We start from the raw sequence: 20122 nt of genomic DNA on the forward strand, positions 1-20122 counted from the left end.
CCGAGGTCGGGGCGGAAGCCGTTCGCGGGGTCTTCGGTGGTGATGCGGCACTGGAGGGCCGCGCCGTGCAGCTTAATCTTGTCTTGCGTGAGCCCGAGGTCTGCGAGGGTCTCGCCGGCTGCGATGCGCATCTGCGACTGCACGAGATCGACATCGGTGACCTCCTCGGTGACCGTGTGCTCGACCTGAATGCGCGGGTTCATCTCGATGAACACGTGCTCGCCGGCGCGGGCGCCCTCGGTGTCGAGCAGAAACTCGACGGTGCCGGCGTTGGCGTAGCCGATCGACTTCGCGAAGGCGAGCGCGTCGCGGGTCATCGCGTCGCGCTGCTCCTGCGTGAGGTTCGGTGCCGGCGCGATCTCGACGACCTTCTGGTGGCGGCGCTGCACCGAGCAGTCACGCTCGAACAGGTGCACGGCCTCGCCGGTGCCATCGGCGAGCACCTGCACCTCGATGTGGCGGGGGCGCAGCACGGCCTGCTCGATGAACATCGTCGCGTCGCCGAACGCGCTCTCGGCCTCGCGCATCGCTGCCTCGAGCGCCTCGCGCAGATCCTCGGCGCGCTCGACGCGGCGCATGCCGCGCCCGCCACCGCCCGCGACGGCCTTCGCGAAGACCGGGAAGCCGATCTCCTCGGCGCCCGCCATGAGCGCGTCGATGTCTTGTGACGGGGGAGTGGATCGGAGCACCGGTACACCGGCAGCGATCGCGTGCTCCTTGGCCGCGACCTTGTTCCCGGCCATTTCGAGGGCGAGCCGCCCCGGCCCGATGAACGTGATTCCGACGGCCTCGGCCGCGGCAGCGAGCTCGGGGTTCTCGGAGAGGAAGCCGTAGCCGGGGTAGATCGCGTCGGCGCCGCACTCCTGAGCGACCCGCACGATCTCGGCGATGTCGAGGTACGCCCGCACGGGGCCGCCCTCGGTGCCGATGAGGTAGGCCTCGTCGGCCTTCAGGCGGTGCAGGGAGTTGCGATCTTCGTATGGGTAGACAGCGACTGTTCGCGCGCCCAGCTCATTCGCCGCTCGAAAAGCGCGAATCGCGATCTCGCCACGGTTTGCGACCAGAATTTTTTTGAACATCGTCTTTGAGTCCCTCCCATGGGCGGTAGGCTGCCCGGTCGGAGGCGCGCGTTGTGCGCGCACCCCCGGTCAGTGTTGTGTGTAGAAGTTAAGTGTCAGTCTCCACGCGAAATGCGGGTCATTTCGTCCCGCGAAACTACCTTAATGCGCGTGCGGCCCGCAGTTTCACCAAGTGACAGCTCGTGCTCGTCGAGGCGATGCCAGCCATCCAGGTTCGTATACGGTATCCCGCGATCCGAGAGTAGCTCAGGAATGATGTCGGCGTCGGCATGTTCTGGCTGCCACCAGGTGTCGGCGTCAGCCATGAGGCACTCGAGCGTCTCCATCGCATCAGACTTCGTGTGGCCGATGAGGCCGACGGGGCCGCGCTTGATCCAGCCGGTCGCGTACACGCCCGGAACCCGGTTGCCCTCGAGGTCGAGCACGCGGCCCTGCTCGTTCGGAATCACGCCGCGAGACTCGTCGAACGGGATCTCGTCGAGCGGCGAGCCGTAGTAGCCGATTGCGCGGTACAGCGACTGCATCGGAACGACCTCGAACTCGCCGGTGTCGACGACGCCACCCTCGCCATCGGGCGCCGTGCGCTCGATCTTCAGGCCCGCGACGCGGCCGTTCTCAACGACCACCTCGACGGGCTTCGACCAGAAGTGCATGTGCAGGCGGCGCGACGACGGCTCGACCTCGCCTGCCTCGCGGGCGCGCTGCTCGTCACGCCACTTGTCCATGATTCGGGTCATGACGGTGACCTGCTTGTTCTTCGCGAGCACCTCGTCGGCGTAGGGGTCTGCGTGGGCAAAGTCGCGCTCGTCGACAACCATGTCGACGTCGCGCACCTCGCCGAGCTCGCGCAGCTCAAGCGGCGTGAACTTCACGTACTTTGGGCCGCGGCGGCCAAAGAGATGCAGCTCCTCAATCGGGTTCGCCTTGAGCCCCTGGTAGACATTCTCGGGAATCTCGGTGACGAGTAGGTCGTCGGCGTGCTTGATGAGCATGCGCGAAATATCTAGCGCGACGTTGCCGTTTCCGATAACTCCAACGGACGCAGCCTCGAGCGGCCAGGTGCGCGGCACGTCGGGGTGGCCATCGAACCAGCTCACGAAGTCGGCGGCGCCGTACGAGCCCTCGGCGTCGATGCCCGGCACGTCGAGCATGGCGTCGCGGATCGCGCCGGTCGAGAAGATCACCGCGTTGTAGTGCCGCTTGAGGTCTGCGAGGGTGAGATCTTGGCCGTAGCGAACGTTGCCGAAGAAGCGAATCTGGCCGCTGTCGAGCACGTCGCGCAGCGCATTAATGATGCCCTTGATGCGCGGGTGATCGGGGGAGACGCCGTAGCGCACGAGCCCGTAGGGGGCTGGCAGTTGCTCGAACAGATCGATCTCGACCTCGAAATCGCGTTCTGCCTTCAGCAGCAGGTCTGCGGCGTAAATACCGGCGGGGCCGGCCCCAACGATCGCCAAGCGCATCTTGCTCATACCTCGGAACTACCCTTCCCTCGAAACAATGGACTCCGCCATGCGCTCAAGCGCGCGCTTCACCGGCGACTTCGGCAGCACGTCGAGTGCTGCTACGGCCTCGTCGGCCCAGCGCTGGGCGGTGGCCTCGGTCTCACGCGTCACCTCGTGGGTGTACAGCGCGTCGACCTCAGGATCCATGACCGACAGGTCGGCTCCGTCGGCGATAGCCTGCACACCAGCGTCGATGCGGGTGAGCAGTGCTTGTGCCTCGGAATCGCCGCCTGCGGCGCGGTTTCGAAGGAGGAGCAGGGGGAGCGTCGCGACACCAGCGCGCAGGTCGGTGCCCGCGCGCTTGCCGGTTCGCTCCTTCTTGGGAGACAGGTCGATGACGTCGTCGATGAGCTGGAAGGCGACGCCGATGCGCTCGCCGTACTCGGTGACGGCGTTCGCGTGCTCGGCTGAGCCGCCGCCGAACATCACACCCATGCGCGCGGCGGTAGAGATGAGGGCGCCGGTCTTATCCGCGAGCACCTGAATATAGTGCGCGATCGGCTCGTCTTCTGGCTGCGGCCCGACGGTTTCGTGCAGCTGGCCTAGGCAGAGCCGCTCAAAGGTCTGCGCCTGCAGCAAGATCGCGTCTTCGCCCATGCCAGAAACAAGCGACGAAGCGCGCGCAAACAGCAGGTCTCCGGCCAAGATCGCCACGGAGTTCGACCACACGACCTGCGAGGCTGGCACCCCGCGGCGCAGGCTCGCGTCGTCCATGACGTCGTCGTGGTACAGCGACGCGAGGTGGGTCATCTCGACTGCGACGGCGGCGCGACGAACGAGCTCGCTCGGGCCGTCGCCGAGCTGGCTGGTGAGCACCGTCAGCATCGGGCGGATCCGCTTGCCTCCCGCCTCGGCCAGATAGCGAGCCGGAGCGTCTGCGACCGCAGAGGCAAAGCCAAGGTTCTCGAGCAGCGTCGCCTCGATGAGGTCGAGCTCGCGCTGCAGCTCCTTCGCCTGACGGCGATCTTCAGCGCTGCGGAAGAGGCGCATCGGGAGCGCCTGCGTCGTGGTGTCAGCCGTGTTCTGGCGGATCACTCGGTGCCTCGTTCGTTCGTCTCGGTTTTGGGGGTGGCGCCCTTGGGCTGTTGCTTGGGCTGCTTCTGCTGCTCCGCTGACTTGGCTGCGGTGTCGGCCGACGCTGCTGGCTTCTTTGCGGCGGCTGGCTTTTTCGCTGCGGCGGGCTTTTTCGCTGTTGGCTTCTTTGCGGCTGCGGGCTTCGACTCCGTGGCCGGCTTCTGTGCCGCCGGTTTCTTCGCTGCGGCGGGTTTCTTGGCGGCGGGTTTCTTCGTGGCCGGCTTCGTCTCGTCAGCGGGGCGCGCTGCCTCCGCGACCGGCTGCGGCTTTGCGCGCGGCACGAAGCCGCGGTGCAGCGCGACGATGCCGAGCGTCAGGTTGCGGTAGGCGACGCGCTCGAGCCCGGCCTCGCGGAGCCACGCCGCGAGCTCTGCCTGTGCTGGCCAGCTCTCGATCGACTCGTTGAGGTACTTGTAGGCCTCGGCGGCGTCGCGATTGATGACGCCGGCGACGCGCGGGAGCACGTGCCTGTTGTATTTCGTGTAGGCCCAGTTCACTGCGTCAGACGTCGGGCGCGAGAACTCTGCGACGACGACGCGACCGCCCGGCTTAACGACCCGGGCCATCTCGGCGAGCGCGCGCTTTGGCTCCGACACGTTGCGAAGCCCGTACGAGATCGTCGCCGCGTCGAAGCTGTCGTCTTCGAACGGCAGCTGCGTCGCATCGGCCCAGACGAAGTCGATGAGGTCGTTGCCGGCATGCCGCCTGCGGCCCTCGGCAAGCATGCCCTCGGAGAAGTCTGCGGCGGTGACGTGGGCGCCGTGCGCGGCGAGGGCGGCCGACGAGGTGCCGGTGCCCGCGGCGATGTCGAGAATCCGCATGCCCTTGCGGGGCGCGATCGCCCGGGTGGTGGCGAGGCGCCAGAGGCGCGAATTTCCGACCGACAGCACATCGTTGAGGAGGTCGTACTTCGGGGAAACCTCATCGAACATGGCAGAAACGTCCGTCGCATGCTTGGTCGTGGTGTCTGGTCGAGTCACCGTTCCATCGTAGCCGGTTGTGCCTCTGTGGGTGCTTGCAGTCGTCGACGAGTAGATTGGCATGGTGAAGACCGATGCGACCGTAAGCCCTGCGGGCGACGTACCAACACTCCGCGCGGTGACGCGGCCACTCGGCAAATTGCCAAATCTGCTCGCGTTTGCCGACGAGCACGCGCCGCTGTTTTGGAACCGCGGCGACCGCGGCTGCGTCGGTATCGGGGAGTTGCTACGGCTGAGTTTCACGGGGCCCGATAGGTTTCGTGCTGCCTCTGCCAGGTGGCGCGAGATCGCCGCGCTGGCCGCCGTCGATGACCCGGTCGCCATGCCGGGCTCAGGGCTCGTCGCCTTCGGCACCTTCGCGTTTGCCGACGAGAGCGCGGCTGTGAGTGTGCTCATAGTTCCTCGACTGCTTATTCATCGCCACCGCGGAACTGCCTGGGTCACCGAGGTCACCCTCGCCGGCGAAACCTCCGAGCTCGAGCGCGGGGCCGACCCGGCAGAGCTGCTGCCGACCGAGCGGGCGGTCGACGCAGCGAGCTGGGCCGGGGTGGAGCTGCGCCCCGCTGGCAGCACCGTCGACGCCTATCTCGCCGGCGTCGCCGACGCAACCGCGAGGGTCGTCGCCGGCGAGCTCGAAAAGGTGGTGCTGTCGCGCCAGATCGCGGGCAGCGTGAGCCGCGGATCCGACCTGCGCGTGCCGCTCGCACGCCTGAGCGAGCGCTACCTCGACTGCTGGACATTCGCGGTCGACGGGCTGATCGGCGCGAGCCCCGAGACGCTCGTGCGCTCGACGAGCGGCGCGGTTTCGGCGCGGGTGCTCGCGGGCACCCGCGGTAGGCACCAGGAAGACGCCGCGCGCGACCGGGCGGCCCGCGACGAGCTGCTGCGCTCGGCGAAGGAGCAGCACGAGCACGATTTTGCCGTGCAGAGCGTCGTCACGGCGCTCGCCCCCCACGTCACCGAGCTGCGCACGAGCGACGCCCCGTTCGCACTGCAACTGCCAAACGTGTGGCATCTCGCCACCGATCTCGGGGCCGCCCTCGGCGCCGAGTCGACCGCGCTCGAGCTCGTCGACGCGCTGCACCCGACCGCTGCGGTCGCGGGCACGCCAACGGCCGACGCGGTCGCGATGATCGCGGAGCTCGAGCCGTTCGACCGCGGCCGCTATTCGGGCGCGGTCGGGTGGATCGACGCAGCCGGAGACGGCGAATGGGTCATCGCGCTGCGGTGCGCGCAGTTGGGCGAGGCGGGCCCAGACGGGGCACGCGCGCTCGTCGCCACGGCTGGTGGCGGCATCGTCGAGGGGTCAGACCCGCAGCACGAGCTCGGCGAGACCGTTTCGAAGTTTCGACCGATCACGGAGGCCTTCGGGGGCTAGCCCGACAGGTCGGTCGGCGGTCGAGCGCGTTCGGTCTCGCCCGGGTGCCTCCGGTCAGCCTGGCCAGCGCAGCCCTGCGGTCGCGGCGAGCCTGGCCTGCTCAGCCGCGACGTCGAACTCGGCCGAGGGCCACTGCGGGTCGATGCCCCGCAGCGCCGCGATCACGATGCGCTGCACCGCGACCCGGGCGTACCACTTGGAGTTCGCCGGCACGACAAACCAGGGCGCGTGCGGCGCGTTCGTGCGCTCGATCGCGAGCTGGAACGCGGCCATGTACTCGGGCCACTTCTGCCGCTCGTCGACGTCTCCCGGGTTGTACTTCCAGTGCTTGGCCGGGTCGGCCAGCCTGTCGCCCAGTCGTTCGGCCTGCTCCTCGGGCGAGACGTGCAGCATGATCTTCACGATGCGCGTGCCGCTCTCGGCGAGCCCGCGCTCGAACTCGACGATCGCACCGTACCTGCGCTCGATCTCCTCTGGCGGCGCGAACTCGCGCACCCGCTGAATGAGCACGTCTTCGTAGTGCGAGCGGTCGAACAGCCCGATCACGCCCGGGCCTGGCACGCGGGGAGCAACGCGCCAGAGGAAGTCGTGTGCCCGCTCCTCTTCGGTTGGAGACTTGAACGCGGTGAGCTGCAGGCCGTGGGGCTCGAGCTGCGCGAAGACGTGGTTGACGATGCCGCCCTTGCCCGCAGCATCCATCGCCTGGAGCACGACGAGCACCCGGTCTGGCGCGCCGGCGCGGCTCTGGGCAAAGAGGCGCTCTTGCAGCTCACGCAGCTCCTGGGCCGAGGCCGCGAGCTCAGCCTGGCCGGCCTTCTTGTTCGCGGTGGTGCCCGGCGTCGAGGCCGGGTCGATCGCGGCGAGGTCGAAGCCGTTGCCTGTGCCTGTGCCTGTGCCTGTGCCTGTGCGTGTGCGTGTGCCGCCTTCGGTGCGGGTGCCGACGCGCAGCAGCTCATCTACATCACCGTTCCAGAACTGCTGTGTCATAGTGCCCCCTGGGTTGCTCACACGCTGCCTGCTTGGCAACCGTTGCAGTATGGCAACTCTAGGTGCTTGTGCGCCGGCTGCGCCCGAGCGGGGCTGTGTGTTGCCCGCGCCAGCCCTTCACTTGCCTCCGAGGTGGTGCGCCTATTGCCAGCAGCTACTATCTGATCTCGGAGACAAGTGCAGGGCTCGTGGGGCCCGGGGCGTGGGGCCAGGGGCCAGGGGCGTGGGGCCCGGGGCTAGCGGCCCGGGGCCCGGGGCCAGTGGCCCGCCAGCGAGCGCCGACCGCGAGCTCAGTTGGCGTCGAGCGGCACCTCGACGAGCATCGGCCCGGTCACGGGAGCGGTGAACAGCCGCTCGAGCTCGCCGCGCTCCGCGACGAGCCGGTACTCCCACCCGTAGGCCGCCGCGAGCGCCGCGAGGTCTGCGCGCCGCGGGGTGCGCATGACGCGCTCGAACGCCGCCGCCGGCGTTGTCGCTGCCACCTCGAGCCCGTCAAAGATCGTGCCGCCGCCGTCGTTGCCGACGATCACCTGCACGCGCGGCCGCGCCTCGGGAGCCTCAGGCAAGAGCAGGGACCCAGCGTCGTGCAGCAGCGCGAGGTCTCCGATGAGCACGCGAGTCGTGCCGGCTGCGCGCCTCGGGTCGGCATCTGCCTGGCTCGCGGCGGCCACTCCAAGCGCGGTCGCGATGGTTCCGTCGATGCCGGCGAGCCCCCGGTTGGCGTGCACCTGCAGCTTGCGAGCGGGCGCGAGCCCGTCGAGCACGCGCACGAGTCGCGAGGCTGCGACGACGAGCCGGTCGTGCGGCCACGTCGCGCGCCAGGTGCTCTCGACGAGCAGCTCACGCGACACGGGCTCGCGCTTCACCGCCACCTCTGCGCGCGCGTAGGCGTTGCGCTCCTTGTAGCCGGTCTCACGCGCCGCCTCGAGGTCTGGCTCGTGCACGGTGGTGCGCAGTCGCTGTAGCTCGCGGTCGGCGGCGACCCACGCCCCGAGCCAGCGCCGGTGCGCGCGCGGGTCGTGCCCGTCGGCGACGGCGGCCGTCGCAACGATGCGTGCGCCCGGTGCGGGGGCGTAGTGGTCGCCAGCGTGCGGATCCACCACGATCACATCGACGTCGCCCCGCTTGAGCATCGCGGGTACCTGGCGGGTGAGTGTTGGGTGCCCGAATACGATGGCGCGCTCGATGAGACCGCCGATTGCCGGGTCGTCGATGAGGGTCGCGTAGCAGCTGATGGCCTCGCGGCCGAAGCGCGCGCCGCTCACCGCCTCGGCGAGGAGCGGCAGCCCCGCCGCCCGCGAGAACTCCTCGGCGGCGTCGCCGGCGCCCGCCCCCGCGATCACGACCGCGAGCGCGTCGCCGTCGTGCACGTAGCCGCCCGCGCCCGTCGGGTCGGGGAAGTTGGTCTCGAAGCGCTCGCCGTCGCTGCGCGAGGCGGCCCCCGGCGCCAGCGCGGCATTCTGGGCGCGCTGGGTGCGGGCCTCGAGCCCCTCTTCGGCGGCCGCGGCGAAGCCCGCCGCGATCATGTCGTCAAAGCCCGCCGTGCCAGACAGCGGTTCGACGAACTGCAGGTTGAGCTGCACCGGGCCAGCCGGCTTGTCGCCGGGGAAGCCGAGCGCGGCGCTGAACGCGCGCGCGGCGACCCTGTCGGGGGTCTGCGCGCCCCCGCCTGGCCCGGCCACCTCGCCGGCGATCTCGCCGTGCTCGCCGAACGCGGGCGGTGCGACGTCGAGCGACAGCCTCGCTGCCTGGCCGAACGCGTCGAACTGGGTGGTGGTCTGATTGCTGCGGGTGCCGCGGAGCCGGGCAGGCCGATCGGCCGTGAGCGCGATGAACGGCACCCGGCCCTCGTGAGCCTCGAACGCGGCCGGCGCGAGGTTCGCGACCGCGGTTCCGCTCGTCACGATGACGGGGGCGGGAAGGCCGGTCTCGCGCGCGAGGCCGAGCGCGAAGAACGCGGCGGATCGCTCGTCGACCCGCACGTGCAGGCGGATAGCGCCGGCCGTTTCGGCCGCGGCCGCCGCGAGCGCGAGGGCCTGGGAGCGCGACCCCGGGCACACCACAACATCGGCGACACCGCGGCGGATCAGCCCGGCGAGCAGCTCAACTGCAAAGATCGATGCGGGAGCCGGCCCCGGCATTAGCGGGTCTTGTCCTGGCCCCGGTCGCGCTCCTCGCCCGGGCGCGGCTCCCCGGGCTCTTCGCCGGGGAATGTCTCATTGTCGAGCTCCTTCAGGCGCTCCTCGAGATCGCGCAGCGATTCGCGCTCGCTGTCTGAGAGCTGTCGGCCGGTGAACCGCGGGTCGTCGTCGGGGGCGAGGTGCTGCTTCGCTCCCGGGCCGCTCGTTGGGCTGCCCTTGCCGATCATTAACCAGAGCACCGCGCCGACGACGGGGAGCAGCACGATAATCACAATCCATACGGGCTTGCTCACGCCCCTGGCGCGCGAGTGGTCGGTCATCGCCGCGTCAACCAGCGAGTACAGGGTGAACGCCACGGCAATGACGGCGCCGATAATGATAAACCTGACCATGGCCTCATGTTACCCGGCAAGCCTCCGGGCGAGGAGGGGGAGCGTTCAGTCTGCGAGGGTAGACTCGCCGCTGTGAGTGAACAACGCAAAGCCTGGACCACGTACATTGTGCTGCGCCTGCTCTTTTTCGTGGTGCCCTTCGCGGCGCTGTACGCGCTCGCCCTGGCTCTCGGGTTCACCATGATGCTCGCCGGCATCACCGCCGCTGTGCTCGCAGCACTGATTGGTGTCTCGCTGTCGATTCTGCTGCTGTCGAAGCCGCGCGAGGAGGCGTCGGAGAGCATCTACGCCTGGCGCAATCGCGATCGCACGGCTGATGACGTTGCTGAGGACGCCGTGCTCGACAGCGAAACCGACGGGCGCTAGCTCGCCCCCGTCTTCTTGGCGCGCTGCTCTCGCAGAAAGTCGCGCGCCGTGTACTGGCGCGAACGCTGCCCGTAGTCGGCAGACGAGAGGCCGCTAATGAGGGAGCCAGCGTCGACATCGAGCACCGTCGCGATGCGCACGAGCGTTTCGGCCGACGGGCTCTGAGCGCCGCGCTCGATCTTGCCGATGCTCGTTTGGCTGAGCTCCGAGAGGTGGCTCAGGTCGTCCATCGAAATTCCCAGGGCGAGCCGGGCATTACGAATACGTTCGCCAATTATTTGGGCTGCGTGTGAGTGGAACGGTGGCACCATACAAGGGTCTCGGGTTTCGACAGGAAATGCCAGACCCAAAATCAGAGGGTGCAAAGTTGGTAGGTAGAAAAGTACCTGATTGTTCGCGGGCACTTCACCGGTGCCCGCGAGCTGGCGGCGATGCACCGGAAGATCACGGCGACCGCCGCATACACTTGACGGTGTTCGCCGCCCCCTATGTGTGTAAGGACGACAGCACATCGTGACCACCCCCTCAGACAGCGCCCCGATTCGCATTCTGCTCGGCTGCGACACCTTCGCGCCAGACGTGAACGGAGCCGCGCGCTTCGCCGAGCGACTTGCGGCCGGCCTGGTGCGCCGTGGCCACGAGGTGCACGTTGCCGCGCCGTCAAAGAAACACCGAACGGTCGGCGCGTTCCGCGAGACGATCGAGGGCGAGCAGATGGTCGTGCACCGCATCGCGAGCTGGCGGTGGTACCCGCACGACTGGCTGCGGTTCGTGCTGCCCTGGCGGGCACGGCACTATGCGCGACAGATCCTTGACCAGGTGAAGCCAGACGTGATCCACATCCAATCGCACATTGTGATCGGTCGCGCGCTGGCCCACGAGGGCGCTAGGCGCGGCATTCGCGTCGTCGCAACGAACCACGTGATGCCCGAGAACGTCTTCGATTTCACGCTGCTGCCCGAGCGTGCGAAGCGCATCTTTGTGCGCTGGGGCTGGCGCGACGCCGATCGGGTGCTGCGCCGCGCCGCGGCGATCACGACCCCGACGCGACGCGCAGCAGACTTTCTCGAGCGCAACACCTACCGCCGCGGCGTGCTGCCGGTGAGCTGCGGGCTGCGCGCGAGCGACTACACTGCGATTGTCGGGCCGCGCGAGCGTCACAAGATCGTGTTCGTTGGCCGCGTGACGCTCGAAAAAGAGATCGATGTCATCATCCGGGCGCTCGCGCGGCTCGACCCATCGCTCGACGCGAGCTTCACGATCGTCGGCGACGGCGACCAGCGCAAGCAGCTCGAGAAGCTCGTCGCAGAGCTCGGGCTTACGGGGCGCGTGCACTTCACCGGGCGGGTGAGTGACGAGGTGCTGCGCGGCCACCTCACCGACGCGACGGTGTTCGCAATCGCGTCTATTGCCGAGCTCCAGTCGATCGCCACGATGGAGGCGATGGCCTCTGGCCTGCCGATCGTCGCGGCCGATGCGATGGCGCTACCCCACCTCGTGCACCACGGCGAGAACGGCTACCTGTTCCAGGCGGGCAACGACCGCGAGCTCGCCGACGCGCTGACGAAGGTGCTGACCGCCGACCCGGCGGAGTACGAGCGTATGCAGCAGGCGTCGCTCGCCGCGGTGCAGTCGCACGATATCGACCGTACGCTCGACACCTTCGAATCCCTATACCGGGGCATTCCGGTCGCCTAGCGCGCGATGCACATTCTCATCGTCACCGATCAGCACCCCGAGTCGCTCGGTGGGGTGCAGGTCGCGCTGCGGTTGCAGCGACGCTTCCTCGAGCGCGCGGGGCACACGGTGTCGATAGCGGCCCCCGCGCTGGATCGCGCGGGCTACGACCCGGGTGCCGCTGGCCCGGGCGCGCAGGGCGCCGGGGCGTACATCGACCTCCCATCGCGCCCCATCACCACCGACCGCGAGTACGGCATCAGCTGGCCGGGGAGGCGCACCGACAGGGCGCTTGACGAAGCGCTCGCCGCGCGCCGTGCCGCGGGAGCTCCCCCGGTCGATCTCGTGCACATTCAGGGTGATTTCTGGGGCGCGATGATCGGGCTGCGGGCAGCGAAGCGGCACCGGCTACCGGTGGTGTTCACGATGCACAACAACGTTGAGGAGGGCACGCGGGCGGTCACGCGGCTCGCTCCCCTGGCGTTCGCGGGGCTGAGGGTGTGGCGGCGCCTGGCCGTTGGCCGAGCGCCCGCGGCGGCGCGGGCAGCGGCGGCGCGGGCAGCGGCGGCGCGGCCTGCGTCGGGTGGGCGGCGGCTCGGCGGCGGGGCCTGGCGCTATCTCTCCGAGCTCACCGCTGGCGCGGCGCTTGTGACCGCGCCGTCGGGGCACTTCGCCGCAGAGCTCGAGCGTCACGGCGTTGCTGACGAGGTCGCGGTGACGAGGGGCGGTGTCGATGACGAGCTCATCGCGACGGTGCGCTCCGCTCCGCGCACCGAGCGCGACCGGCCGCGGCTCGTGTGGCTCGGGCGCATGAGCGGCGAGAAGCGCGTGCTCGAGTTTATTGACGCCCTCGGGCAGGCTGCCGCGAACGCCGACGTGACGCTGCACGGGGCCGGGCTGCTGCTCGGCAAGGTGGAGCGGCGGATTGCGGAGCTGGGCCTCGGCGACCGGGTGCGCGTCGCGGGGCCGGTGCCCTACGAACAGGCGCTCGCGGCGATGCGCGACGCCGATGCGCTCGTGCAGACGTCGATCGGCTTCGAAACCCAGGGCCTCACGCCATACGAGGCGGCTGCGCTCGGCACACCGACGGTGTTCTGCGACCCGAATATTGCGGGCGATCTGGCGGTGACGCCGTCGTGGCTCGCGGCCGACGCGAGCGTCTCTGCGCTCGCCGCCGTGCTCCGCGACGCTGTTGAAGAGCTCAGCGGGCAGGCGGGCGAGCTGCGCGTGGGCGCGGCGGCGGGGGAGCGGCTGCTGCAGTCGACTCAGACGGCCGCGATGATCGCGCTGTACGAGCGGGTGCTCGCGAGCTGATTCGTGGCGGATCCGCGGCTCGTGCTCCCACGCGCCGAACGGCCGTTCTTCAGCGTCGCAGGCTGGGGCATCGCGATGGCTCTGTCGAGCCACGCGTTGTTGCCGGGGTCGCCGCTTAGAAGCGCCAGGCGACGGCCTGGAAGCCGGTCGGCGGTGCGGGCACCCACGAGTCGTCTGCCTGCACGTAGCCCGAGCCGGTCGGGTTGTTCGACTCGATGATCTTGTAGGTGCCGTCGTCGTTCACGCCGGTCACGAGCACGGTGTGCACGCCCGAGACCCACGAGGTCGGGAACTGCAGGTGCTCGTACTGAATCACGTCACCGGGCTGAGCCTCGCTTGGGGCCAGGCGCACGGCGCCTGCGTAGTTCGACACGGGGTCGCCGCCGCCGCTCCAGGCGCCTCCGCCCGCGCGGATCCACCGCTGAGCAGAGACGATGCACTCGCCGGGAGCTCCCCAGCCGGTCGCGCGGCTCGTGCCAATTTCGGCGGTGGCTGCGGCGATCGCAGCGTCGACGTCAAAACCGTGGGCGGCGCTTGCGCTTGTGCTTTCGGCTTCGGCGAGCACAGAGCTAATCGGCGCGAGGGGGGCGGTGCCCGCCTCGGTGCTCAGTGCTTGGGTGGTCAGGGAGACGGTTGGTGCGGCCGCTGCGGCCGTAAAAACTTCAGTCTCGATTGCGCCTGCTGGCGCTGCTCCCAGTGCGAAGGTCACAGTTGCTACGAGCGTGACCACAAAGGGTTTGGCGGGTGATGGCACTCAGAGACTCCAAAACGTTGATGATTGCATGGCCGGTGGGCCTGCAACCTTTCCAGTATGCGTTACTGTTCCGTTACATTCAAGCTGAGGTGCGTTTTCCCAGGTTCGCCGGGTTTCTGTCGCGTGGCGCGAGCGCGCTCTGGAACACGCTAGACTGGTTTGCGTTGGTTCGGTTCGCCGGTCAGCAAGGAGGATTCGCCTAGCGGCCTATGGCGCACGCCTGGAACGCGTGTTGGGTTCACGCCCTCGGGGGTTCAAATCCCCCATCCTCCGCCACTGGAAAGCCCCTCACGGCCGTGAGGGGCTTTCGTGTTTCTGCCGGCGTGTGCGGGTGCCCACAGCGCCAACGGCGTGGCAAGCCAACAGACTTGGCGCAACTCGCAAGGCTTGACACAGTTCGACAACAAAGTGCCCCGATCCAGACCTCCTATGGAGCGGCATAGATACTCTGGCTGTATCCGAAGCGGCGTAACTCGCTACACTCAGCTTCGAGGTTTCAACGAACGAATACCCCACCTCACACAAGGAGGAATCGATGAAGATTCGCTACGCACTTCCAGCTCTCGCCGCGGCGGCGGCACTCGTGCTCACCGGTTGCACGAACAACGCAGCCGAAGAAAGCGGTGGGGATGCCCCCGAGTCGTCGTCGATCAAGCCCGACGAGGCGGCGGTTGCGCTGCTGCCCGCCGAGCTGCGCGACGCCGGCACGCTCGTGATCGGCACCGACGCCGAGTACCCGCCGAACGAGTACAAGAACGACAAGGGCGAGCCGATCGGCTGGGGCGTAGATCTTGCCAACGCCGTCGCCGCGAAGCTCGGGCTCACCCCCGAGTGGGAGATCCTCGGGTTTGACGCCATCATCCCCCGTATTCAGGAGGGGGTCGTCAACCTCGGCTCCTCGTCGTTCACCGACACCGTCGAGCGCCAGAAGTCGGTTGACTTCGTGAACTTCTTGAACGCGGGCAGCCTCTGGGTGGCGCCGGCGGGCTCCGACGTGAACCCCGACGACGCATGCGGGCTCACGATCGCGGTGCAGGCCACGACCGTGCAGCACACCGACGAGCTGCCGCGCCGCGACCAGGAGTGCAAGGACGCGGGCAAGCCCGGTATCGAGATCATGCCGTTCGACGGCCAGCCCGAGGTGACGAACGCCGTGATCAACGGCATGGCCGACGCTTTCTCGGCAGACCTGCCCGTCTCGGGCGACGCCGTCGCGAAGACCGGTGGTCAGCTCGAGTCGGTCGGCGAGGTCTTCGACGCCGCGCCCTACGGCTTTGCCACAGAGAAGGGCAGCGACGTCACGAAGGCAGTGCAGGCGGCGCTGCAGTCGTTGATCGACGACGGCACCTACCTCGAGATTCTCAAGGGCGCCGGCATCGAGTCGGGCGCGCTCACCGAGGCGACGATCAACGCCGGCGAGAACTAACAGGTTCGATGCGGGGGAGGGGTGGCCGCGCTCCGGCCACCCCTCCTTCCACCCCTATAACGAGGAAGGGCAGTTATGTCCCACCCGACAGGCGGAGTTGACGACCAACACGCCGAACCAGAGGCGATTCAGGCGATTCGCCGCAAGCACCCCTGGCGCTTCGTGCTTGCCGTCGTGCTCGTCGTGCTCGCCGCGCTATTTGTTTACGACGCCGCCTTCAACCGCCCGGTGTTCGCCTGGCCAGAGGTCGGCAAGTATCTCTTCGACACCCGCATCATCGGTGCGATCGGGTACACGCTGCAGCTGACCGTCTATTCCATGATCATCGCGATCGTGCTCGGCGTGCTGCTCGCGGTGATGCGGCAGTCGCCCAACCCCGTCGTGAAGGCGGTGTCTTGGGTCTACCTGTGGCTCTTCCGCGGCACGCCGGTGTATGTGCAGCTCACCTTCTGGGGGCTCGTGACGGTCATCTACAAGACCATCACGATCGGCATCCCCTTCACCGACGCCGTCGTGACGCTCACGACGAAAGACCTGCTGTCGTACTACACCCTCGCGATCATCGGCCTCGCGCTGAACGAGGCCGCCTACATGGCCGAGATCGTGCGCGCTGGCCTGCTCGCGGTCGACAAGGGGCAAGACGAGGCGGCGACCGCGCTCGGGCTCGGCTGGTGGCACACGATGACCCGCGTGGTGCTGCCGCAGGCGATGCGCGTGATCATCCCGCCGACCGGCAACGAGGTCATCTCGATGCTGAAGACGACGTCGCTCGTCGCGGCGGTGCCGTTCATCGGCGAGCTCTTCACGAGGCAGCGAGATATCGCCGCGGTGACGTATCAGCCGGTGCCGATGCTCATCGTCGCGTCGATCTGGTACCTCGTGATCACGTCGATTCTCATGGTCGGCCAGTACTACCTCGAGAAGCACTTTGCGAAGGGCATCGGGCAACGGCCAGACGTGCAGCGGCCGAGCGTCGCGACAGAAACCATCACAGTTGTCGGTGAGGCCGAGCCCGGCCACCCGACCTACACCGAGGAAGACGGGCGCACAAGCATCGTGCCACCGCACTCGGGCACAGGGGGAGGCGGGCGATGACCGAGACACTCACCGGTACGCCGATGGTAAGGGCCGAGGCGATCTCGAAGTCGTACGGGTCGAACGAGGTGCTGAAGTCGATCTCGCTCGAGGTCAAGCGGGGCGAGGTGCTGTGCCTCGTTGGCCCCTCTGGGTCGGGCAAGTCGACGTTCTTGCGCTGCATCAATCACCTCGAGACGATCAACGCGGGCAGGCTCTGGGTCGACGGCGAGCTCGTCGGGTACCGCCAGCACGGCGACAAGATCTACGAGATGCACCCGAAGGAGGCCGCCAAGCAGCGCCGCGACATCGGCATGGTGTTCCAGCGCTTCAACCTCTTCCCGCATAAGACCGCGCTCGAGAACGTGATGATGGCGCCGACGCTGCTGAAGAAGGGCTCGAAGACCGCGCTGCAGTCGCGCGCGATGGAGCTGCTCGCGCGCGTCGGGCTTGCGGATCGCCATGACTACTACCCGGCTCACCTCTCGGGCGGCCAGCAGCAGCGCGTCGCGATCGCCCGCGCCCTCGCCATGGACCCGAAGCTCATGCTGTTCGATGAGCCGACGAGCGCGCTCGACCCCGAGCTCGTCGGTGAGGTGCTCGACGTGATGAAGGGCCTCGCCGAGAGCGGCATGACGATGATCGTCGTCACCCACGAGATGGGGTTCGCGAAGCAGGTCGCCGACAAGCTCGTGTTCATGGACGGGGGCGTGGTCGTCGAGTCGGGCGACCCCGTCGAGGTGCTCACGAACCCGCAGCGCGAGCGCACGAAGGCGTTCCTCTCCAAGGTACTGTAGCCACCGGCGCCCGCACAGGGGCCGCGCACGCGAAACGGGCGGGGATCCGCTCGATGTGGATCCCCGGCCGTTTCGCGCGCGCCGCCCGAACCGGGCAGCCGCGGCTCGCGCCTAGGAGTTTACGCCGAGGTCGCGCTTGATCTTTGTCGTCGAGACGCCCTCCGTGCGGTCGAGGTAGACGACGTCGCAGTACGGGGTGAGAATCTCGAACCTGGGGTCGCCCTCCCAGTCGCCGCCCATGACGACGGTGTCGATCTGGTACTTCCGCACGTCTTCGATCTTCTGATCCCACGACTCCTCGGGAATCACGAGGTCGACGTAGCGCACGGCCTCGAGCATGTTCTTCCGCGTCTCGAAGTCGTGGTAGGTCTTCTTGCCCTTGCCGGCGTTGAACTCCTCGGTCGAGGCGGCCACGACGAGGTAATCGCCGAGGCTCTTTGCGCGCTTCAGGAGCCGAATGTGCCCCCAGTGGAGCAGGTCGAAGGTGCCGTAGGTGAGGATGCGCTTCATGGCGCCATCCTATTAGGCGAGGCTGGGCTCCGCTCGTGGCGCAACGAACGCACTGGTTGTGGTGGGTGATTCTGCGTAGACTCGATGGCACGAGTTTCACCGTTGAAAGGGGTGCGGAGATGGCCGAGGAAACGAAGAAGGCAATGCCAGATCACGATTCGGACCCGGCTCGGACGCCGGGCGATGGCTGGGTCGGCGAGGGCGGGGCGTCGCACCTTGGCCCGGCGACGCATATCGCTTCGGGGCGCGAGGAAGTGGAGGGCGCTGACGCCGACGCCTCCGGTAGCGACGACGCTACCGATGGCGACGAGACTGCCGACGGCGCCGGCAAGTAGCGTGCTGCTCGCGCGCGCCTAGCCGCGCGCGAGCAGCAGCACGCCAGCGATGGCCGAGACCGCGCCGATGAGGAGCGCGACGGAGATGAGCACCGCGTGCACGGTGAGGAAGCGGGTCGGCCTGCCGTGCTCGTCACGCGCCCGCGGATCCTTCGCGACGCGCGTCCAGAAGCGCGGCCACACCAACACGTTGTAGACGGCGTTCACGAGCAAGAGCACTCCGGCAAAGACGACCATGGTCGCAAGTCTACGCGGGCGGAGCGGGGCGACATGCTTGAGCTCGAGTATCGGGTCGAGCGTTTCGGGCGCACGTCGATCACTCTGAGCTGCCGCGTCGAAAACGCCGTGACAGGCCAAGAGGTGCTCCGGCTCGACACGATCGTGTTCGTTGCCGTCGACGCAGCGGGCAACCCGACCGCACACGGTAAGACCGCACCGACGCCCGGCACCGAGCGCATTCGCGAGGGCGGGGCGTAGCCCGTGCCCCGTTAGCCGGCGGGTACCGCGTCGTAGGTCACCCACGGCGTCGCGGTTGCAACGCGATCGTAGATGCTGCGCGCCGTGGTGTTCGACTCTGCGGTGATCCAGCGCACGACCGAGGCGCCCTCGACCTCGGCGATGACGCCGAGCCTGGCGATCAGGGCGGTTGCGACCCCCTTGCCGCGCGCCGCAGGCGAGGTAAAGAGGTCGTCGAGGTAGAGCCCCGTCAGGCCCGAGAGCGGCCGCGCAAACGTGCGAAAGTGGGCGAACCCGATGACCTTGCCGCCCTCGACGGCCGCGATGCCCCGCGTCTCGTGGCTGGGGTCGTCGAGCCACGCCCACACGCGCTCGATGACCTCGGGGTCGTGGGGCTGCTTGTAGAACTCGCGATAGCCGCGAAAGCAGGCCTCCCACGACTCGCGGTCGCCGGGGTTGATGGCTCGCAAAATGAGTGCGCTCATTGAGCAGCTCCTGTCGTCGTGTCGGCCTGTCGCGCGTCACGATTCGGGCGCCGGCGGCCTGGGGAAATATGAGATAACCCTATCTGGCTCGCGCGCGCGTGACCGACTTCAACTATGCATTTTCAAAGAACTTGGCAAGAAAATGCATTACATTCCGCCGATAAAGTGCGATGCTGAGAACAGCGCCCATCTGCACGGGTGAGAGAAATTCCGATAGGAGCAACGAACATGACTGCAACCGATACCCCAGAACGCACTGTCGAGGAGCGCGCCACAGACGGCGCCCGTGTGCTCTTCGGCGTTGGTGGCCTCATCGCCATCGTGCTCGGCCTCTTCGTTCTGTTCGCGCCCAAGACCTCGGCCGGTGTGACGCTGACGCTCATCGCCGCGCTCATCGGCGCCTACGCAATCGTCACGGGCATCGTGTACTTCGGCACCGCAATCTTCTCGCGCGGCGTCGGTGGCTGGTCGCGGGTCGGCCACATTCTGCTCGGCATTCTGTACGTCATCGGCGGCGTGATCATCATGTCGAACCTGATGTTTGCCGGTGTCGTCACGGCGCTGATGTTCTCGATCATGGTCGGCGTGCTCTGGCTGTTCGAGGGCGTGCTCGCATTTGCCACGGCATCGAAGTCGAACAACAAGGTGTGGAGCATCATCTACGGCATCATCTCGGTGCTCGCGGGCGTCGCCCTGCTGCTCTCGCCGATGATGGGCGCAGTGACGCTCTGGTGGCTGCTCGGCATCTCGATGGTCGTGCTCGGCGTCGTGCAGGTCGTGCGCGCTTTCCGCGTCGGCAAGTAGCCCCGGCGCGCTTCTGGCGCGGCCCTTCCGGCACCGGCGCCCCGGCCCTTCCGGCACCGGCGCCCCGGCCCCGGCTCCCAACATGGCGACGCCCCCTCAGGCGAGGGGGCGTCGCCGTTGTGTTGGGTTACGCCTGCAGCGACTCCGCGGTGATCTCTGCGTCGCCCAGCACGAGCTCGATGAACTTGCGTAGGCACACGAGCCCCGCCGAGGCCTTGTCGAACTCGGCAGCGACAAAGCGGTCGGCCGTGATCAGCGCGAGCGCCGAGTGGGCTGGCATGATCGCACCCTTAAGCTCCGCGGCGCCGGCCGTCGGCGCGAGCGCGCGCAGCTCGGCCATCGATGTGAACAGGGGCAGCACGAGCTGCCCCTTGGTTGAGCGAATCGTGCGCACGCGCGGCCCCTTCTTCTGCCCAGCGGTGCCCGTGACGTCGACAACGAGGTACCCCTCGCGCAGCGCATTCAGAAAACGCGCGAGGTGCTCGTAGTCGGGAGAAGCCTGGAAGGCCACGAGCGCCTCCCGCGCGGCGGCGTTCTCGTAGTTTTCATCAACGCCCTCGGGAATTTCCTGCAGTTTGGCCATGCCTA

23 protein-coding genes and 1 tRNA gene are annotated in these 20122 nt (G+C 68.1%); 11 read left to right on the forward strand and 13 right to left on the reverse strand.

Translation table 11 applies throughout. From position 1 onward, the window contains the following. The 4 genes from ABD115_RS00640 to ABD115_RS00655 form a co-directional block, all read right to left on the reverse strand. Positions 1–1079: ATP-binding protein (locus ABD115_RS00640; RefSeq protein WP_343957508.1), on the reverse strand; the 1079-nt coding region annotated here is incomplete at its 3' end. Between the two features lie 95 nt (positions 1080–1174). Then, the gene (locus tag ABD115_RS00645; RefSeq protein WP_343957143.1) at positions 1175–2551 is read right to left on the reverse strand and encodes an FAD-dependent oxidoreductase; all 1377 of its coding nucleotides are present in this window, start codon (positions 2549–2551) and stop codon (positions 1175–1177) included. Between the two features lie 9 nt (positions 2552–2560). After that, complete coding sequence (locus ABD115_RS00650) at positions 2561–3574, reverse strand: polyprenyl synthetase family protein (RefSeq protein WP_343957510.1); 1014 nt, start codon at positions 3572–3574, stop codon at positions 2561–2563. 41 nt (positions 3575–3615) lie between these two features. Further along, positions 3616–4638, reverse strand: a complete 1023-nt coding sequence (locus ABD115_RS00655) for a class I SAM-dependent methyltransferase (RefSeq protein ID WP_343957145.1) — start codon at positions 4636–4638, stop codon at positions 3616–3618. A 61-nt stretch (positions 4639–4699) separates the two neighbouring features. On the opposite strand from ABD115_RS00655, the gene ABD115_RS00660 reads away from it, so the two are divergent. Beyond that, positions 4700–6016, forward strand: coding sequence for an isochorismate synthase (locus ABD115_RS00660; RefSeq protein ID WP_343957147.1), 1317 nt, complete (start codon positions 4700–4702; stop codon positions 6014–6016). 54 nt (positions 6017–6070) lie between these two features. Here ABD115_RS00660 and ABD115_RS00665 read toward each other — a convergent pair whose 3' ends face one another. From ABD115_RS00665 to ABD115_RS00675, 3 genes are all read right to left on the reverse strand, one after another. Then, positions 6071–7003 carry a PPK2 family polyphosphate kinase gene (locus ABD115_RS00665; protein ID WP_343957149.1) on the reverse strand — a complete coding sequence of 311 codons (933 nt, stop codon included), beginning with the start codon at positions 7001–7003 and terminating at the stop codon, positions 6071–6073. Positions 7004–7293: 290 nt separating this feature from the next. Continuing rightward, complete coding sequence (gene menD / locus ABD115_RS00670) at positions 7294–9144, reverse strand: 2-succinyl-5-enolpyruvyl-6-hydroxy-3-cyclohexene-1-carboxylic-acid synthase (protein ID WP_343957151.1); 1851 nt, start codon at positions 9142–9144, stop codon at positions 7294–7296. Further along, a complete protein-coding gene (locus ABD115_RS00675) occupies positions 9144–9536 on the reverse strand; it encodes a PLDc N-terminal domain-containing protein (RefSeq protein ID WP_343957153.1) in 393 nt (130 codons plus the stop codon). Before ABD115_RS00675 ends, menD begins: the two co-directional genes overlap by 1 nt. A gap of 72 nt (positions 9537–9608) precedes the next feature. On the opposite strand from ABD115_RS00675, the gene ABD115_RS00680 reads away from it, so the two are divergent. Further along, a complete protein-coding gene (locus ABD115_RS00680; protein WP_343957155.1) occupies positions 9609–9902 on the forward strand; it encodes a DUF4229 domain-containing protein in 294 nt (97 codons plus the stop codon). Here ABD115_RS00680 and ABD115_RS00685 read toward each other — a convergent pair. Continuing rightward, positions 9899–10450 (reverse strand): helix-turn-helix domain-containing protein, encoded by a 552-nt coding sequence (locus tag ABD115_RS00685; RefSeq protein WP_343957157.1) that lies wholly within the window; start codon positions 10448–10450, stop codon positions 9899–9901. The two genes, ABD115_RS00680 and ABD115_RS00685, sit on opposite strands and share 4 nt — an antisense overlap. Here ABD115_RS00685 and ABD115_RS00690 point away from each other — a divergent pair. Both ABD115_RS00690 and ABD115_RS00695 read left to right on the forward strand, forming a co-directional pair. Next, the gene (locus tag ABD115_RS00690; protein WP_343957159.1) at positions 10416–11600 is read left to right on the forward strand and encodes a glycosyltransferase; all 1185 of its coding nucleotides are present in this window, start codon (positions 10416–10418) and stop codon (positions 11598–11600) included. The genes ABD115_RS00685 and ABD115_RS00690 overlap by 35 nt on opposite strands. A 6-nt stretch (positions 11601–11606) precedes the next feature. Beyond that, complete coding sequence (locus tag ABD115_RS00695) at positions 11607–12893, forward strand: glycosyltransferase (protein WP_343957161.1); 1287 nt, start codon at positions 11607–11609, stop codon at positions 12891–12893. A gap of 115 nt (positions 12894–13008) precedes the next feature. On the opposite strand, the gene ABD115_RS00700 is transcribed toward ABD115_RS00695, so the two are convergent. Further along, positions 13009–13602 carry a lipase gene (locus tag ABD115_RS00700; RefSeq protein WP_343957163.1) on the reverse strand — a complete coding sequence of 198 codons (594 nt, stop codon included), beginning with the start codon at positions 13600–13602 and terminating at the stop codon, positions 13009–13011. A gap of 233 nt (positions 13603–13835) precedes the next feature. Between ABD115_RS00700 and ABD115_RS00705 the strand changes: the two genes are divergently transcribed. The 4 genes from ABD115_RS00705 (at position 13836) to ABD115_RS00720 (ending at position 16944) form a co-directional block, all read left to right on the forward strand. Then, positions 13836–13923, forward strand: a tRNA-Ser gene (locus ABD115_RS00705). 259 nt (positions 13924–14182) lie between these two features. Next, positions 14183–15073 carry an ABC transporter substrate-binding protein gene (locus ABD115_RS00710; RefSeq protein WP_343957165.1) on the forward strand — a complete coding sequence of 297 codons (891 nt, stop codon included), beginning with the start codon at positions 14183–14185 and terminating at the stop codon, positions 15071–15073. A gap of 75 nt (positions 15074–15148) precedes the next feature. Further along, complete coding sequence (locus ABD115_RS00715) at positions 15149–16168, forward strand: amino acid ABC transporter permease (protein ID WP_343957167.1); 1020 nt, start codon at positions 15149–15151, stop codon at positions 16166–16168. Further along, complete coding sequence (locus tag ABD115_RS00720) at positions 16165–16944, forward strand: amino acid ABC transporter ATP-binding protein (RefSeq protein ID WP_343957169.1); 780 nt, start codon at positions 16165–16167, stop codon at positions 16942–16944. The genes ABD115_RS00715 and ABD115_RS00720 overlap by 4 nt, the downstream gene beginning before the upstream one ends. 111 nt (positions 16945–17055) lie before the next feature. On the opposite strand, the gene tagD is transcribed toward ABD115_RS00720, so the two are convergent. Further along, entirely contained in the window at positions 17056–17454 is a 399-nt protein-coding gene (gene tagD / locus ABD115_RS00725; protein ID WP_343957171.1) for a glycerol-3-phosphate cytidylyltransferase, read from the reverse strand. Between the two features lie 119 nt (positions 17455–17573). Between tagD and ABD115_RS00730 the strand changes: the two genes are divergently transcribed. Continuing rightward, complete coding sequence (locus ABD115_RS00730) at positions 17574–17789, forward strand: hypothetical protein (protein WP_343957173.1); 216 nt, start codon at positions 17574–17576, stop codon at positions 17787–17789. Between the two features lie 18 nt (positions 17790–17807). On the opposite strand, the gene ABD115_RS00735 is transcribed toward ABD115_RS00730, so the two are convergent. Beyond that, a complete protein-coding gene (locus tag ABD115_RS00735) occupies positions 17808–18026 on the reverse strand; it encodes an SCO4848 family membrane protein (protein ID WP_343957175.1) in 219 nt (72 codons plus the stop codon). Positions 18027–18059: 33 nt separating this feature from the next. On the opposite strand from ABD115_RS00735, the gene ABD115_RS00740 reads away from it, so the two are divergent. Further along, entirely contained in the window at positions 18060–18266 is a 207-nt protein-coding gene (locus ABD115_RS00740; RefSeq protein WP_343957177.1) for a hypothetical protein, read from the forward strand. A gap of 11 nt (positions 18267–18277) precedes the next feature. Here ABD115_RS00740 and ABD115_RS00745 read toward each other — a convergent pair whose 3' ends face one another. Continuing rightward, positions 18278–18730, reverse strand: a complete 453-nt coding sequence (locus ABD115_RS00745; RefSeq protein WP_343957179.1) for a GNAT family N-acetyltransferase — start codon at positions 18728–18730, stop codon at positions 18278–18280. 228 nt (positions 18731–18958) lie between these two features. On the opposite strand from ABD115_RS00745, the gene ABD115_RS00750 reads away from it, so the two are divergent. Further along, on the forward strand, positions 18959–19534 hold the full coding sequence (locus ABD115_RS00750) for an HdeD family acid-resistance protein (protein ID WP_343957181.1): 576 nt from the start codon (positions 18959–18961) through the stop codon (positions 19532–19534). A gap of 127 nt (positions 19535–19661) precedes the next feature. Here ABD115_RS00750 and ABD115_RS00755 read toward each other — a convergent pair whose 3' ends face one another. Then, the gene (locus ABD115_RS00755; RefSeq protein WP_343957183.1) at positions 19662–20117 is read right to left on the reverse strand and encodes an SseB family protein; all 456 of its coding nucleotides are present in this window, start codon (positions 20115–20117) and stop codon (positions 19662–19664) included. Positions 20118–20122 lie beyond the last annotated feature (5 nt).

It is taken from the genome of Leucobacter albus (genome assembly GCF_039528015.1).
Classification (GTDB): Bacteria; Actinomycetota; Actinomycetes; order Actinomycetales; family Microbacteriaceae; genus Leucobacter; species Leucobacter albus.